At 68.9% G+C, this 14,618-nt stretch carries 17 protein-coding genes; 15 read left to right on the top strand and 2 right to left on the bottom strand.

Annotation, left to right across the window (positions count from 1 at the left end):
- Positions 1-121: 121 nt before the first annotated feature.
- Positions 122-442 (bottom strand): flagellar hook-basal body complex protein FliE, encoded by a 321-nt coding sequence (fliE, locus tag FHT37_RS00360; protein ID WP_254783195.1) that lies wholly within the window; start codon positions 440-442, stop codon positions 122-124.
- 167 nt (positions 443-609) lie between these two features.
- Here fliE and fliF point away from each other — a divergent pair, with 167 nt between their 5' ends.
- From fliF to FHT37_RS00285, 15 genes are all read left to right on the top strand, one after another.
- Positions 610-2,331 carry a flagellar basal-body MS-ring/collar protein FliF gene (fliF, locus tag FHT37_RS00355; protein ID WP_091722357.1) on the top strand — a complete coding sequence of 574 codons (1,722 nt, stop codon included), beginning with the start codon at positions 610-612 and terminating at the stop codon, positions 2,329-2,331.
- A 48-nt stretch (positions 2,332-2,379) separates the two neighbouring features.
- A complete protein-coding gene (gene fliG / locus FHT37_RS00350; protein WP_091722354.1) occupies positions 2,380-3,375 on the top strand; it encodes a flagellar motor switch protein FliG in 996 nt (331 codons plus the stop codon).
- Between the two features lie 47 nt (positions 3,376-3,422).
- On the top strand, positions 3,423-4,280 hold the full coding sequence (locus tag FHT37_RS00345) for a FliH/SctL family protein (protein WP_091722350.1): 858 nt from the start codon (positions 3,423-3,425) through the stop codon (positions 4,278-4,280).
- Positions 4,277-5,701: a flagellar protein export ATPase FliI gene (gene fliI / locus FHT37_RS00340; RefSeq protein WP_099861639.1), complete on the top strand. Its 1,425-nt coding sequence runs from the start codon at positions 4,277-4,279 to the stop codon at positions 5,699-5,701. The genes FHT37_RS00345 and fliI overlap by 4 nt, the downstream gene beginning before the upstream one ends.
- A gap of 34 nt (positions 5,702-5,735) precedes the next feature.
- A complete protein-coding gene (fliJ, locus tag FHT37_RS00335) occupies positions 5,736-6,206 on the top strand; it encodes a flagellar export protein FliJ (protein WP_183478469.1) in 471 nt (156 codons plus the stop codon).
- 36 nt (positions 6,207-6,242) lie between these two features.
- The gene (locus FHT37_RS00330) at positions 6,243-7,712 is read left to right on the top strand and encodes a flagellar hook-length control protein FliK (protein ID WP_183478468.1); all 1,470 of its coding nucleotides are present in this window, start codon (positions 6,243-6,245) and stop codon (positions 7,710-7,712) included.
- A 135-nt stretch (positions 7,713-7,847) separates the two neighbouring features.
- Positions 7,848-8,426: a flagellar basal body-associated protein FliL gene (fliL, locus tag FHT37_RS00325; protein ID WP_091722336.1), complete on the top strand. Its 579-nt coding sequence runs from the start codon at positions 7,848-7,850 to the stop codon at positions 8,424-8,426.
- A 25-nt stretch (positions 8,427-8,451) separates the two neighbouring features.
- On the top strand, positions 8,452-9,453 hold the full coding sequence (fliM, locus tag FHT37_RS00320; RefSeq protein WP_091722333.1) for a flagellar motor switch protein FliM: 1,002 nt from the start codon (positions 8,452-8,454) through the stop codon (positions 9,451-9,453).
- Positions 9,446-9,889 carry a flagellar motor switch protein FliN gene (fliN, locus tag FHT37_RS00315; RefSeq protein WP_091722331.1) on the top strand — a complete coding sequence of 148 codons (444 nt, stop codon included), beginning with the start codon at positions 9,446-9,448 and terminating at the stop codon, positions 9,887-9,889. The genes fliM and fliN overlap by 8 nt, the downstream gene beginning before the upstream one ends.
- 28 nt (positions 9,890-9,917) lie before the next feature.
- Positions 9,918-10,283, top strand: a complete 366-nt coding sequence (locus FHT37_RS00310; protein WP_091722327.1) for a flagellar biosynthetic protein FliO — start codon at positions 9,918-9,920, stop codon at positions 10,281-10,283.
- 13 nt (positions 10,284-10,296) lie between these two features.
- Positions 10,297-11,085: a flagellar type III secretion system pore protein FliP gene (gene fliP, locus FHT37_RS00305; RefSeq protein WP_147240900.1), complete on the top strand. Its 789-nt coding sequence runs from the start codon at positions 10,297-10,299 to the stop codon at positions 11,083-11,085.
- 25 nt (positions 11,086-11,110) lie between these two features.
- On the top strand, positions 11,111-11,380 hold the full coding sequence (gene fliQ, locus FHT37_RS00300) for a flagellar biosynthesis protein FliQ (protein ID WP_091722320.1): 270 nt from the start codon (positions 11,111-11,113) through the stop codon (positions 11,378-11,380).
- 37 nt (positions 11,381-11,417) lie between these two features.
- Positions 11,418-12,182: a flagellar biosynthetic protein FliR gene (gene fliR, locus FHT37_RS00295; protein ID WP_091722317.1), complete on the top strand. Its 765-nt coding sequence runs from the start codon at positions 11,418-11,420 to the stop codon at positions 12,180-12,182.
- A 215-nt stretch (positions 12,183-12,397) separates the two neighbouring features.
- Entirely contained in the window at positions 12,398-12,880 is a 483-nt protein-coding gene (locus FHT37_RS00290; protein WP_091722313.1) for a hypothetical protein, read from the top strand.
- Entirely contained in the window at positions 12,858-13,253 is a 396-nt protein-coding gene (locus FHT37_RS00285; RefSeq protein WP_091722308.1) for a hypothetical protein, read from the top strand. Before FHT37_RS00290 ends, FHT37_RS00285 begins: the two co-directional genes overlap by 23 nt.
- Before the next feature lie 48 nt (positions 13,254-13,301).
- On the opposite strand, the gene FHT37_RS00280 is transcribed toward FHT37_RS00285, so the two are convergent.
- Positions 13,302-14,618, bottom strand: a complete 1,317-nt coding sequence (locus tag FHT37_RS00280) for an ABC transporter permease (RefSeq protein ID WP_183478467.1) — start codon at positions 14,616-14,618, stop codon at positions 13,302-13,304.

Raw genomic sequence — 14,618 nt, 5'->3', positions numbered from 1 at the left:
GATCGACCGGGCGCCAGCACGCGCCACCTGATCGGCCGCGTCGGACGCGCCAATGACAAAAGCCGCCCTGGGGCGGCTTTTTCATATCCGATCGGCGCCGATGCGCGTCGTCGCGGCGACCTCAGACCTGCATGTTCATGATTTCCGAGTAGGCCGACACCAGCCGGTTGCGCACCTGCAGCGTCGCCTGGAAACCGATCTGGGCCTTCTGCATGGCGACCATGGTCTCCTCCAGGCTGACCGTCGGGTTGTCCAGCTGGACTTCCCGCTGCAGCCGCGACGCCTCGTTCTGCTGCGTGCTGACCGACTTCAGCGCCGAGCTCATCGCATCCGCGAAGCTGGTGCCGCCGGGCGCGGCCTTGGCCACCGGCTGACCCTGGGGGGTCAATCCGGCACGGGCCACCGCGCTGGCGAAGTCGAAGGGTTTGAGTTTCAGGTCCACGGCATGCATCGTACGGATGCCGCCGCCGGCCATAGCTCCGAACTGGGGGGGCTTCTTCGGCCTGTTCCCAACATTCTTGAGGGCCCCGATCGAAATAATCCTGACCTGTGCCGAGGCGTCCGCCTGGGCGCACCCCGCCGATCGTTCGACCCGAGCCGTACACCCCCATGGACAACGCCCTGAGCAGCCCCGCCGCCGGACTCCCCGAGGTGCAGCAGACCGCCAAACCGGCGGGCCTGCCCCAGCGCCTGGCCGCGATGCCCACCAAGAGCAAGCTGATGCTGGGCGGCGGCGTCGCCGCGCTGCTCGCGGTGATCGTGGCGATGTCGATGATGACGGCCAAGCCGGATTTCCGCCCGCTGTTCTCGGGCCTCTCCGACAAGGACGGCGGCGCCGTCATCGCGCAGCTCGCGCAGATGAATGTGCCCTACCGCAACGAGCCGGGCGGCACCATCATGGTCCCCGCCAACCAGGTCTACGACCTGCGCATGAAGCTGGCCTCGGCCGGCCTGCCCAAGGGCGGCATCGTCGGCTTCGAGCTGATGGACAAGCAGTCCATCGGCCAGACCGCGTTCAACGAACGCCTGAACTTCCAGCGCGCCCTCGAGGGCGAACTCACCCGCACCATCACCGCGATGGCCGACGTCGCCGACGCGCGCGTCCACCTGGCCATGCCGCAGCAGAACGGCTTCTTCCGCGAACAGCAGAAGCCCAGCGCCTCGGTGATGCTGACACTGCGCGGCGGCCGCACGCTGGACCGCGCCCAGATCGCCGGCATCGTCCACCTGGTGTCCTCGTCGGTGCCGGAACTCAATCCCAAGGCCGTCAGCGTGCTCGACAGCACCGGCGCCCTGCTCTCCCAGAACCCCGACGGCAACGCCACCGGCCTGGACAGCCAGCAGCTGCAGTACAAGCAGCAGGTCGAAGCCAACCTGAACAAGCGGATCGCGGAGCTGCTGGAGCCGGTGGTCGGCCGCGACAACCTGCGCTCGACGGTCACCGCCGACGTCGACTTCAACCAGGTCGAGTCCACCGCCGAGGAATACCGCCCCAACCAGGGCCCCAACACCCAGAGCGCGGTGCGCCGCCTGACCTCGGAAGAGCAGTCCGGCGGCACCGCCGGCGTGCCCACCGGCGTGCCGGGCGCCACCACCAACCAGGTGCCCCCGCAGGCCGCCGCGCCGATCAACGGCCAGGCCCAGCCGCTGCAGCCGGCCGGTCAATCCGGAGGCACGCAGAACATGCGCCGCAACAACGACACGCAGTTCGAGCTGGACCGCACCGTGCGCGTCACCCGCAACGCGATCGGCCAGGTCCGCCGGCTGAACGCGGCCGTCGTCGTCAACCAGAAGACGGTCACCGACAAGAATGGCAAGACCTCCAGCCAGCCGCTGTCCGAGACCGAGATCCAGAAGCTGGATTCGCTGGTCAAGGAGGCCCTGGGCTTCTCGCAGGAGCGCGGGGACTCGGTCAAGGTGATCAGCACCCCGTTCGTGTCGGACAAGGTCGAGCCCGCCGACGTGCCGCTGTGGCAGCAGCCCTGGCTGCGTGACATCGCCCGCGATGCCACCGTGCCGGCCGCCCTGGTACTGATCGCGCTGATCGCCGTGTTCGGGCTGGTTCGCCCTGCTCTCAAGGCGGCTTTCCCGCCGCCGGCCGAACAGAAGGACGACACTGCCGGGAACAACGGCCTGAGCGTGGTCGAGAACGAGCAGCTGGCGCTGGGCGGTCCCGGCGGCCTGCCGGCCCTGGAGGCGCCGATCTCCAACGACAAGCTGGAGCGGGCCCGCCTGCTGGCCAAGGAGAACCCGGTCGCGGTGGCCAACATCATGCGCGCCTGGGTCAACGGCGAAGAGCTGGAAACCTCCCCGGCCGGCGGCCGCCGCTGAGCGGCGCTGCCGGGAACCCCGCCTCAGGATCGATAGCGAGACATCACCATGGACGACAAAGGCGTCGAAGACGCGGCCATCCTGCTCATGTCCCTCGGCGAGGAAGAGGCCTCCGAGGTCTTCAAGCACCTGTCGCCGAAGGAAGTGCAGAAGCTGGGCGAGACCATCGCCAAGATGAAGGTCGTGCCGCGCGACCGTGTCGAGAAGGTGCTGGACAAGTTCGACCTCGTCGCCGAGTCGCAGAGCACCCTGGTCAGCGACACCGACGAGTACGTGCGCTCCGTGCTGCGCAAGGCGCTGGGCGACGACAAGGCCAACCTGCTGCTGGACCGCATCCTGCAGGGCTCGGACGTGTCCTCGATCGAGTCGCTGAAGTGGATGGACCCGGGCTCGGTCGCCGAACTGCTGCGCAACGAGCACCCGCAGATCGTCGCGGCCATCCTGTCGCACCTGGATTTCGACCAGAGCAGCTCGGTGCTGCGCGTCTTCACCGAACGCCAGCGCAACGAGGTGCTGATCCGCATCGCCACGCTGGACGGCATCCAGCCGATGGCGCTCAAGGACCTCAACGAGGTCATGGGCCAGATCCTGGCCGGCGGCGAACGCATGAAGAAGTCCAACCTGGGCGGCGTCAAGACCGCGGCCGAGATCATCAACATGATGGGCACCAGCGTCGAGGCGTCGGTGCTGGACTACATCCGCGAAGCCGACTCCGACCTCGCCCAGAAGATCATGGACAACATGTTCACGTTCGAGGACGTGGAGAAGATCGACGACCGCGGCATCCAGGCGGTGCTCAAGGAAGTGCAGTCCGAGTCGCTCATCGTCGCGCTCAAGGGCGCCGGCCCGGAGCTGCGCGAGAAGATCTTCCGCAACATGTCCACCCGCGCCGCCGAGACGCTGCGCGAGGACCTGGAATCGCGCGGCCCGGTGCGCCTGTCCGAGGTCGAGGCCGAGCAGAAGGAAATCCTCAAGGTGGTGCGCCGCCTCGTCGACGAAGGCCAGATCGTGCTGGCCGGCGGCGGCGACGACCAGTTCCTGTAAACCCGACGCCCCCTCGACGCCCTCGATAGCGACCGACACCCGAACCGATGGTCACCCGCCCGCCCCGCCAGGTCCCGCCGCCGCCCCGCCCCGAGGGCGACGCGCCGCGTGGCAACACCTACAGCCGCATCATTCCGCGCGAGGAACTGTCCGGCTTCGCCGCCTGGAACCCGGGCACGCTGGACGGCGCCGCGCCGCCGCGCAAGCCCTCCGTCAGCGCGCCCGCGCCGGTCGAGCCCCCGCCCCCGCCGCCGCCCCCCGGTCCGAGCATCGACGAACTGATGCAGCAGGCCCGCCAGGCCGGCTACCAGGACGGCTACCGCGACGGCATGGCGGCGCTGGACGCGTTCAAGCAGAGCTTCGCCAAGCAGATCAGCGCGCAGGTCGGGCAGCTGGTCGCCAGCTTCGACCAGGACCTGAGCGCGATCGAGCAGGGCATGGCCGAGGCGCTGGCCCGCACTGCCGTCGAGCTCGCCCGCCAGGTCGTGCGCAACGAGCTGTCGACCGCGCCGGAGCTGGTCTCCAGGGTGGCGCACGACGCCGTCGAGGCGCTGCTGATCAACGCCCGCCACGTCCGCGTGCGCGTGCATCCGGACGACCTGCCGCTGGTGCTGGACGGCGCCGGCCAGGAGCTGCGCGCCCGCGAGGCGCAGGTCATTCCCGACCCATCCATCGCCCGGGGCGGCGTCAAGGTCGACGCCGACATCTGCAGCGTCGACGCCTCGCTGCCGGCGCGCTGGCAGTCCGCCGTCGGCGCGCTGGGCCAGGCCTCCGTCTGGGAGGACCGCCGCAGCGCCGCCGAGGTGGCCCAGGAAGCGCGCCTGGACTTCCGCAACGATCCGACCCCCAGCCAGTACGGCGGCCTGCCGCACGGCTACCAGAACAGCGGGGACCGCGAGCCATGAGCAGCCGCACCGACCGCTGGGCCCAGTACTTCGACGACCTGCAGGCCTTCGCCGGCAACGCGCCGGCGCTGGAGCCGCAGGGCAAGCTGGTGCGCGTCGCCGGCCTGGTGCTGGAGGCCACCGGCGTGAAGGTGCCGGTGGGCTCGGTGTGCGAGATCCACATGCCCTCCACCGCCGCCGCGCCGCGTCGCGGCCAGCGCCCGGTCACGGCCGAGGTGGTCGGTTTCTCCGGCGACCGTGCCTACCTGATGCCCACCGACGAGATCCAGGGCCTGGCCAGCGGCGCGATGGTGCTGCCGCGGCCCGCCGCGCTGCACGGGCCGGTGCTCGGCGAGGAGCGCCATCCCTGGCGCCGCGACGAGGACCGCGGCCTGCACCTGCCCATGGGCGACGGCCTGCTGGGGCGTGTCGTCGACCCGCAGGGCCATCCGCTGGACCGCGGCGGTCCGCTGGTGGACGTGCGCGACGAACCGATGGTGCGCCGCCCCATCAACGCGATGGACCGCGACCCGGTCCGCCGCCCGCTGGACACCGGCGTGCGCGCGATCAACTCGCTGCTGACCGTGGGCCGCGGCCAGCGCCTGGGCCTGTTCGCCGGCACCGGCGTCGGCAAGTCGGTGCTGCTGGGCATGATGGCCCGCTACACGCAGGCGGACGTCATCGTCGTCGGCCTGATCGGCGAGCGCGGCCGCGAAGTGAAGGAATTCATCGAGGACATCCTGGGCGAGGAAGGCCTGCGCCGCAGCGTGGTCGTCGCCGCGCCGGCCGATGCGCCGCCGCTGCTGCGCATGCAGGGCGCGACCTACGCGACCGCCGTCGCCGAGCATTTCCGCGACCGCGGCCAGCATGTACTGCTGCTGATGGACTCGCTGACCCGCTATGCGATGGCGCAGCGGGAAATCGCGCTCGCCATCGGCGAACCGCCGGCAACCAAGGGCTATCCGCCGTCTTGTTTCGCCAAATTGCCGCAACTGGTCGAACGCAGCGGCAACGGCCTGGCGGGCGAGGGATCGATCACCGCGTTCTACACCGTGCTGTCCGAGGGCGACGACCAGCAGGACCCGATCGCCGACGCCGCCCGAGGCATCCTGGACGGCCACATCGTGCTGAGCCGCGAACTGGCCGAGAGCGGGCACTACCCCGCGATCGACGTCGAGCGCTCGATCTCGCGCGTCATGACCAGCGTCGCCGACAAGCGGCACGTCGAACTGGCGCGCCGATTCCGGCAATTGCTCGCGAAATACAACAAGGCGCGCGACTTGATCCAGCTCGGCGCCTACCAGCCGGGGCACGATCCCGAACTCGACCTGGCGGTGCGCCTGCATGGCGACATGGACCGATTGCTCCAACAAGACATGCATTCCCCCGCTTCTTTGAACGATTGCCTCAACCAGTTGACCGCCACACTCAACTTTGCGTGATAGCTGCCGACATCCGTGAAGCGAGGTCATCGACATGAGTAGTTCCAACTTGCAGGCCCTGACCGTTCTCCTCGAACGCGCCGAGGCCGAGCGCGATGAAGCGTTGCGTCATCTGCAGGATGCGCAGGCGCGTGCCAACGCCGCCCGCAACCAGCATGACCAACTGGCGCAATACCGCACGGACTACCGCAGCCGCTGGTCGCAGGAATTCGCGCAGCGGACCACGGTCCAGCTGCTGGGCTGCTACCAGAACTTCGGCCAACGGCTGGACCAGGCGATCGGCCAGCAGAGCGGCATCGCCGACTACGCCGACCAGCGCCTGAGCGCCGCCCGCGACCTGCTGCGCGAGCGCGAACTGCGCGTCGCCTCGGTCCGCAAGCTGATCGAGCGCCGTCGCGCCGAGACGCTGCGCACCCAGATGCGCCAGGAACAACGCGCCACCGACGAGCAGGCCGCCCGCGCGGCTTCGCGCGGCGGCCACCCGATGTCGCGCCTGGTCGCCTGAGCGCGATCCGGTCGCCGGAACCCTTTTTTTCCCGTCATGACGCAGATCCAGAACACCCCCGCGTTGCCGGGCGGCCTCGGCGCGATGCCGTCCGCCCCCGCCGGCCGCAAGGACGGCGGCTCGGCCGACTTCTCGCGCCTGCTGAACCAGAGCAACCAGCAGCTGCAGCAGCAGTCGGCGCAGTCGGCCCGCTCGACGATGGCGCAGTTGCAATCGCAACAGCTGGCGACCCAGCAGGCCCAGTCGCAGCAGCAGGCCCGCCAGTTGGAAGCCCAGCAGCTCGACGCCCGCCAGCAGGCCCAGCGCCAGGAATCGGCGCCCGCGCCCAAGCCGGCCACCCCGTCCGCCCGGTCGTCGGAGAACACCGCCGCGAAGGAAGAGAACAAGCTGGCCGCCCGCAATGCGGCGGCTCGCCAGAGCGCCAACAAGGCCGAGGACGCGAAGGCGCCGGCCCGCGCGAGCGCGGCGAACCGTGCCGACACGGCCGCCGCTGCGGATCAGGCCGATGCGGCCGATGCCAGCGATGCGCCGGACGCCACGGCGACCGGCGCGGCCGACGCCCCGGGTTCCGAGCGCGTTGACGGCCAGGATGCCGAAGGCCAGGACCGCAAGGTCGCCAAGGAAGCCAAGGACAGTGGCGCCACCTCCGCCGAGCAGATCCTGGCGATGCTGCGCGGCGAAGCCCCGGCCGAGCCGAAGCCGGCACGCGGCGGCGCCTCCGCCGACGACGCCGGCAGCGAGGCCCTGCCTGGCGGCGCCCACGCCCACGGCAAGCTGCTCACCACCGGTGACGCGATGCGCGAACGCCAGCAGCTCCAGCGCGAGCTGAGCCAGGCCGCGGCCGGCGAGTCGGGCGCCGTGGACGGCGCGGACGCGTCGACCCGGACTGACACCCTGCAGGCTGCCGCCGGCGGCGCGCATGAGATCGCCATGGCCGACGGCGCCGCCAAGGGCCCGACGCCGAGCTTCGAGGCGCTGCTTGCCGCGGCGCAGCAGGCCGCCCCGGCCGCCGGCACCACCGGTGCCGACAGCGCCGCGCCGACCCAGGCGCCCAGCGTGCCGCTGAGCCAGCCGATGGACAGCCCCGACTTCGCGCCGGAGCTCTCGGCCAGCGTCAGCCTGCTGATCCAGGACGGCATCCATGAGGCCCAGCTCCAGCTGAACCCGGTCGAGATGGGCCCGGTGTCGATCAACATCCAGCTGGACGGCCAGCAGGCGCAGGTGAATTTCCATGCGCAGCAGGCGGCCACCCGGGAAGTCCTGGAACGCACCCTGCCCGACCTGGCGGCCGCCCTGCAGGCCCAGGGGCTGACCCTGAGCGGTGGCGGGGTGTTCGCCCAGACCTCCTCCCAAGGCGGACAGAATCGCGGTGACGGCCGCCCGGACGGCGCGTCGAACGGCAACGGTCGCCGCGGCGGCCGCGGTGACGACGACGGTGCCATCGCGGCCACCGGTCGCGGCGAACGGCGCACCGCGCCGCGCGGGCTGGTCGACCTGTACGCCTGACGGTCCGCGAGTCTGACCGGAATCCGCCGCCTTTTCGCGCGTTGAGCGCGGGGGCGGCGCTCCACAATGGGAGCCATTGCCGGATCGTCAGGTCCGGTTCCCCGCCAGATCCATTTTTTCATCATCGGAGCGCCCATGGCCACAGCCGCCGCAGGCAACGACGCCGCCGTCAAGGGTGGCGGCAAGAAGAAGCTGATCATCATCATCGCCATCGTCCTGGTGGTGGTGCTGGTGGGCGTCGCCGCGTTGCTGATGATGAAGAAGAAGTCCCATGCCGAGGACGAGGAAGGCGCCGCCGAGGAAAAGCCCGCGGCCACCGCCCACGCCAAGCCCGGCACGCCGCCGACCTTCGTTCCGCTGGATCCGTTCACCGTGAACCTGGCCGACAAGGAAGTCGACCGCTTCGCGCAGATCGGCATCACGCTGGAGGTGGCCGATCCCAAGTTCGCCGACCAGCTCAAGGCCTACATGCCGGCGATCCGCAACAACGTGCTGATCGTGCTGTCGCACAAGACCTCGGCCGAGCTGCTCAGCGGCGAAGGCAAGGAGAAGCTGGCCCGCGAGATCCGCCGCGAGTCGGTGCGTCCGATGGGCATCGAGCTCGACGACGAGGAAGAGGACGAAGACGCCGCGCCGAAGAAAAAGAAGAAAAAGAAGCGCCCGGTCGAGAGCCCGGTAACGCAGGTGCTCTTCTCCACCTTCATCGTGCAGTGAGCGGACCTCCCGAAGGGATCAGGCGATGAATCAGCAAATCCTGTCGCAAGACGAAGTCGATGCCCTGCTCCAGGGCATCACCGGCGAGAGCCAGAAGCTCGAGGCCGAGGAGGTCCAGACCGGCGGCATCCGCGAGTACAACCTCGCCAGCCAGGAACGGATCGTCCGTGGGCGCATGCCCACGATGGAGATCATCAACGAGCGTTTCGCGCGCAACATCCGCATCGGGCTGTTCAACTTCATCCGCAAGAGCCCGGAAGTCGCCATCGGCGGCATCAAGGTGCAGAAGTACAGCGCCTTCCTGCGCGAGATCGTGGTGCCGACCAACTTCAACATCGTGTCGGTCAAGCCGCTGCGCGGCAGCGGGCTGATCGTCTGCGACCCGACGCTGGTGTTCGCGGTGATCGACTCGCTGTTCGGCGGCATCGGCAAGTTCCACACCCGCATCGAGGGCCGCGATTTCTCCGCCACCGAGCAGCGGGTCATCCTGCGCCTGGTCGAAGTGATCATCCAGGAGTACCTCAAGGCCTGGAAAGGCATCTATCCGCTGGAGCTCGAGTACCAGCGCTCGGAGATGCAGCCGCAGTTCGCCAACATCGCCACGCCCAGCGAGATCGTCGTGTCGACCTCGTTCACGCTGGAGATCGGCGAGACCAGCGGCACGGTGTATTTCTGCATTCCCTACTCGACGCTGGAGCCGATCCGCGACGTGCTGTACAGCACCACGCAGGGCGACTCGAGCGAACCCGACCGGCGCTGGGTCAACCTGCTCAAGCACCAGATCCAGTCGGCCGAGGTGGAACTGGTGGCCGAGCTGGCCAAGGCGCCCGCGACGGTGGAACAGCTGCTGGCCTTCAAGCCGGGCGACTTCATCGAGCTGGACCTGGAGCAGATCATCCAGGCCAAGGTGGACGGCGTGCCGGTGTTCGACTGCCATTACGGCACTTCGAACGGCAAGTATTCGATCAAGATTGAAAAGATGCTGACCGGCCCGGATGCCGGCTGGCTGGGAGCCCGCAATGGCTGACAACACCCCGATGGACGAACAGGACGCGATGGCCGCCGAATGGGCGGCGGCGCTGGCGGAGGCTGGCGGAGGCGGCGGCAGCGAGGTCGCGGCCGAGGTGCAGCCGGTGGCCGAGCAGGTCGCGCCGGCGGCCTTCACCAACTTCGCGCCGACGCCGGGCAACCTGCCGGGCAGCGACATCAACATGATCCTGGACATCCCGGTCCAGTTGACGGTGGAGCTGGGCCGCACGCGCATCCCGATCAAGAACATCCTGCAGCTGGCGCAGGGCTCGGTGGTCGAGCTGGACGCGCTGGCCGGCGAGCCGATGGACGTGCTGGTCAACGGCTACCTGATCGCGCAAGGCGAGGTCGTGGTGGTCAACGACAAGTTCGGCATCCGCTTGACCGACATCGTGACCCCTTCCGAACGCATGCGCCGCCTCAGCAAGGCCTGAGACCCTTCGGCGGCTATAGTCGCCGGCCATGAACAACAGCCTCGTCCCACTCCTTTGGTTCCTGGCCATTTTGGCCTTGATCCCCGTCGTGCTGTGGCTGCTGAAACGCACGCCGCTGGGCGGCGCGGCGCTGGGCGGGCAGTTGCGCACCGTCGCGCAGCTCGTGATCGCGCCGAGCCAGCGCATCGTGATCGTCGAGGTGGGCCAGGACGAAGACCGCCAATGGCTGGTGCTGGGCATCACCGGCCAGCAGATCCGCACCCTGCACGTGATGCCGCCGCAGGCCGATGCCGGCGCGGCGCTGCAGTCCGCGCAGCCCTCGTTCTCCTCGCTGCTCAAGCGCAACCTCGGCGGCAGGCACGCCGATGGCCCCGGCTCTCCCACCTCGACCTGATCGGGCACGGCGCATGACGGTCCCCCACCTCCCTTTCCCGCCGCGTCGCCCACTGCGCGCACTGGCGGTGCTCGCCGCGCTCGGCGGCCTGGGCGCCGCGGCCTGGGCCCAGCAGGGCGGCGGCGCGCCGGCCAGCGTGCCGCTGATCATCGGCCAGGGCGCCGGCGGCAACAGCTACTCCGTACCGATCCAGACGCTGCTGTTCTTCACCGCGCTGGGCTTCCTGCCGGCGGTGCTGCTGATGATGACCGGCTTCACCCGGATCGTGATCGTGCTGTCGCTGCTGCGCCAGGCGCTGGGCACGCAGGCGGCGCCGCCCAACCAGGTGATCGTGGGCCTGTCGCTGTTCCTCACTTTCTTCGTGATGAGCCCGACGCTGGACCGCGTCTACGCCGAGGCCTGGCAGCCTTACCAGAGCGGCCAGATCGGCTTCGACGTGGCGCTGGACCGCGCGCAGGTGCCGATGCGGTCCTTCATGCTGAAGCAGACGCGCCAGTCCGACGTCGCGCTGTTCGCCCGGCTCGCCAAGCTCGAGCCCAACGTCGCGCCCGAGAACGTGCCCTTCCGCGTGCTGGTGCCGGCCTTCGTGACCAGCGAGCTGAAATCGGCCTTCCAGATCGCGTTCCTGATCTTCATCCCCTTCCTGGTGATCGACATGATCGTCTCCAGCGTGCTGATGAGCCTGGGCATGATGATGCTGTCGCCGGTGCTGGTGTCGCTGCCCTTCAAGCTGATGCTGTTCGTGCTGGCGGACGGCTGGAACCTGCTGCTGGGGTCGCTGGCGGCCTCGTTCGCGCAGTAGCGGCGCGGTCCGCAAGGAGAAGTCCATGGATGCTCAACAGGTCTTCACGATCGGCCAGCAGGGCCTGTACGTGCTGCTGATGGTGGCGGCGCCCATCCTGCTGACGGTGCTGGCCGTCGGCGTGCTGGTGTCGGTGTTCCAGGCGGCGACGCAGATCAACGAATCGACGCTGTCCTTCGTGCCCAAGATCGTCGCCGCCGTGCTGGTGCTGGCCATCGCCGGGCCCTGGATGATCACGACGCTGGTCGAATACATCCAGCGCACGCTGCAGAGCATTCCGCAGGCGCTGGGCTGAGCCCGCCGCCCTGCCCGCCGTCCCTCCGGCCGCTCCGATGATCTCCTTCAGCGAAGCGCAGCTGCTGGCCTGGATCAATCCGATCCTGTGGCCGTTCATCCGCACGCTGGCGCTGTTCGCCGGCATGCCGGTGTTCAGCCAGCGCCAGGTGCCGACGCGGGTGCGCATCGGCCTGGCGCTGTTCATCGCGGTGGCGGCGCAGCCGTCGCTGCCGGCCATGCCGGTGATCCCGCTGGACTCCCTGCCGCAGCTGCTGACGGCGGTCGCGCAACAGTTGCTGATCGGCCTGGCGATGGGCTTCGCGGTGCGGGTGGTGTTCGCCGCGCTGGAATTCGCCGGCGAACTGATCGGCCTGCAGATGGGCTTGAACTTCGCCGGCTTCTTCGATCCGTCGACCGGCTCGCAGGGCACGTCCTCGTCGCGCTTCCTGGGCTCGATGGTCGCCTTCCTGTTCGTCGCGATCAACGGACACCTGATGCTGATCAACTCGCTGGTGGAGAGCTTCCAGGCCTTCCCGGTCGGCGAGGAACCCTTCCGCTTCCTGCGCGTGGCGCAGCCCCAGGTGTGGGGCGCGGAGATCTTCCGCATGGGCCTGTGGATCGCGCTGCCGCTGATCACGATGCTGATGTTCGTGAACCTGGTGCTGGGCATCATCTCGCGGGTGGCGCCGCAACTGAACGTGTTCTCGGTGGGCTTCCCGCTGACGGTCAGCATCGGGCTCGTGGGGCTGGTGGCGACGCTGCCGCTGATGCATCAGCCCTTCATGGTCGCGCTGGAGCGGATGCTGGCGGCGTTCAACTGACGCCTGCGAATCGAGACCTGGCTCGACGCTGACGCCCCGCCGCACCGAAGCCCTCTTTCGGGGATTCTCTTCCTGGTCTTTTTATCCCCCTTCGCCAACCAGTTTGGGTCATGGCCGAACGAGGGTCAGGTTTGAACAATCACGGAACTCGATCGCCGCGACATGCATCGCAGCGCTGCGGCGAATTCCGATTCACCTGACGACGGAGAACATCCATGCGACCCATGACCCAGGCCGAGACCGAGCAGGTCAACGCCACCCTGGCATCCACCCATCGCTCGACGACCGCGCCTCCGCAACGCGTTGGTGACGACGGTGAAGCGCTGATCGGCTCCGAGCAGCATGAACAGATGAGGAAGGATTTCCTGCGATGTCACGACGAGATCAGCGAGGAAGACCTCGATGCCTTCTGCGCCCATCTGGTGAGCAGCTTCCCTGATCGCGAGATCACCACGCAAATCTGCCCCGACGACGAATCGGCAGGCATCCTCATCTTCAGCGTCTACGGCTTTTCCGAGCGCGAGCAGTTGAACCACCCCGAGGAAGACGCCTTCTACGATCAATTTCCCCTGCACCTGGCTCATGTCGCGGGGCCGGTCACCCTCTTTCCCCGGACGGGGCGCCATGCCGCCAGGCCCCTTGACGAGGGTGCCAGGAACCTCGGAGGACCGGCTGATGACCGCATTCAATCCCAGTGAGTTCCTTTGCCTGGCCGAGGAACTGGCCGAGGACGAGCGAGAGGCCTGGCTGCGCTCGGCCATTTCGCGCGCCTACTACGGCGTCTTCCTGGTCGCGCGGGATGCGATGAAGGTGACGGTTCGCGACGGCCGGGCTCATCGCCTGACCCGCGAGCGGCTCATGACCCACGGAAAGCAGCTGGCGTTCAGGCTGTCGCTGCTTCACGGTCTGCGCAAGAAGGCGGACTACGTGCTTGACCAGCGCGTCGACATGAAGTGCGCCGCCGATGCCTTGAGCATTGCGTGGGACCTGCATCGCAAGCTGCTGCGTTTGAAGGGCTCGGCGAGGCGACAGCGCGCCGCTCCGCAGACGTGTGCAGCTGCGCGCCCTTGAGCAAAACGAGCCGCGACCATCTCCTGAGGGTCGCGGCTCTTCATATCATCAAAGCTCCCGCAGCGCCGTCGTCACCGGCACGCTGGCCGCCCGCACCGCCGGGAACAGACCGCCGATGAATCCGATGGCCAGGGCCCACTTCAGGCCTTCCCACAGCAGTTGCCCCGACACCCGGAGCTCGAAGCTCAGCTTGCCCACCGACCCGGCCGCCATCGTCGACGCCGCGTGGCCGTTGAACAGCAGGTAGGCGATGCCACCGCCGATCAATCCGCCCAGCGCCGCCAGCAGCATGGTCTCCAGCATCACCGCCACCACCACCGGCAGGCCGGGGAAGCCGATCGCGCGCAGCGTGGCGATCTCCCGGGCGCGTGTGGCGACCGCCGCGAACATGGTGTTCAGCGCGCCGAACACCGCCCCCACCGCCATGATGCTGCCCACCACGATGCCGATGATCCGCAGGATCTTGGTCATCTGCTCCGACTGCTTGGCGAAGAAGGCCAGCGTCGTCGTGGCGTCCACCTTGAGCTGCGGATTGGCCTCCAGCGCGGCCTTGAAGTCCTTGAACGCCGCCGCATCGGTCAGCTTCACCGTCACCGAATTGCGGCTCGCGCCGCGGCGATAGGTCTCGGCCACCACCGGCGCGTCGGCCCACAGCTCCGATTCCATCGAGTCGCCCGACGCGAACACGCCGGTCACCGTCCACATCTGGCTGCCCAGCCGCAGTTGCTTGCCGGGCTCCAGGCCCTCGAACTGCCGCGCCGCGCCCTGGCCGACGATCAACTCCTTGAGCCCGGGCTGGAACTTGCGCCCGCTGATGATCTTGACCTGCGGCCGCACCGCGAAGGCTTCATCGCCCACGCCGCGCATCTGCACGCTGCCTTCCTCGTCGGTGGTCGTGCCCTTGACCGGCAGGTTGGCCGCGACCACCGTCTCGGCCGACACCAGCGGCTCGCCCTTGGCGCTCTTGGCCACGCCCGGCGCCTGCGCGATCTGCGTGATGTCCTCGCGCGACATCACCGACGCCACCTCGGCCGCCGACGCGCCGCGCAGCACGATCGCCGTGTCCTCGCTGCCGGACTTGCGCAAGGTCTCGGCATACCCCTCGGCCATCGCCAGCAGCGCCACCAGCACGCCGACGACGCCGGCGATGCCCACGACGATCACCGCCGACGAGCCCAGCCGCTGCGGCAGCGTGCTGACGCCGACGCTGGTCACCGACCGCGCCTGCGCCCCCCGCCGCGTCAGCAGCATCCACAGCGCCAGCAGCACGGCCAGCGCCAGGGCACCGAACCACGGCAGCATCACCCACGCGGCCAGCACCAGCGCCAGCAGCAGCACCAGTCCCAGGTTCTTCAGGAATTTCAT

This window comes from Mitsuaria sp. BK037, assembly GCF_014193045.1.
GTDB lineage: Bacteria > Pseudomonadota > Gammaproteobacteria > Burkholderiales > Burkholderiaceae_C > Roseateles.
Note: the sequence above shows the minus strand (reverse complement) of the source record. Positions and strands in the feature narration are given on the sequence as shown.

Excerpts from the sequence above, each read along its gene's own strand:
- fliQ (WP_091722320.1), top strand. The coding sequence starts at position 11,111 with ATGGATGCTCAACAGGTCTTCACGATCGGCCAGCAGGGCCTGTACGTG.
- FHT37_RS00345 (WP_091722350.1), top strand. The coding sequence starts at position 3,423 with ATGGTCACCCGCCCGCCCCGCCAGGTCCCGCCGCCGCCCCGCCCCGAG.
- fliP (WP_147240900.1), top strand. The coding sequence starts at position 10,297 with ATGACGGTCCCCCACCTCCCTTTCCCGCCGCGTCGCCCACTGCGCGCA.
- FHT37_RS00280 (WP_183478467.1), bottom strand. The coding sequence starts at position 14,618 with ATGAAATTCCTGAAGAACCTGGGACTGGTGCTGCTGCTGGCGCTGGTG.
- FHT37_RS00330 (WP_183478468.1), top strand. The coding sequence starts at position 6,243 with ATGACGCAGATCCAGAACACCCCCGCGTTGCCGGGCGGCCTCGGCGCG.
- fliL (WP_091722336.1), top strand. The coding sequence starts at position 7,848 with ATGGCCACAGCCGCCGCAGGCAACGACGCCGCCGTCAAGGGTGGCGGC.
- fliM (WP_091722333.1), top strand. The coding sequence starts at position 8,452 with ATGAATCAGCAAATCCTGTCGCAAGACGAAGTCGATGCCCTGCTCCAG.
- FHT37_RS00290 (WP_091722313.1), top strand. The coding sequence starts at position 12,398 with ATGCGACCCATGACCCAGGCCGAGACCGAGCAGGTCAACGCCACCCTG.
- fliR (WP_091722317.1), top strand. The coding sequence starts at position 11,418 with ATGATCTCCTTCAGCGAAGCGCAGCTGCTGGCCTGGATCAATCCGATC.
- fliI (WP_099861639.1), top strand. The coding sequence starts at position 4,277 with ATGAGCAGCCGCACCGACCGCTGGGCCCAGTACTTCGACGACCTGCAG.
- fliN (WP_091722331.1), top strand. The coding sequence starts at position 9,446 with ATGGCTGACAACACCCCGATGGACGAACAGGACGCGATGGCCGCCGAA.
- fliG (WP_091722354.1), top strand. The coding sequence starts at position 2,380 with ATGGACGACAAAGGCGTCGAAGACGCGGCCATCCTGCTCATGTCCCTC.
- fliJ (WP_183478469.1), top strand. The coding sequence starts at position 5,736 with ATGAGTAGTTCCAACTTGCAGGCCCTGACCGTTCTCCTCGAACGCGCC.
- fliF (WP_091722357.1), top strand. The coding sequence starts at position 610 with ATGGACAACGCCCTGAGCAGCCCCGCCGCCGGACTCCCCGAGGTGCAG.
- FHT37_RS00310 (WP_091722327.1), top strand. The coding sequence starts at position 9,918 with ATGAACAACAGCCTCGTCCCACTCCTTTGGTTCCTGGCCATTTTGGCC.
- FHT37_RS00285 (WP_091722308.1), top strand. The coding sequence starts at position 12,858 with ATGACCGCATTCAATCCCAGTGAGTTCCTTTGCCTGGCCGAGGAACTG.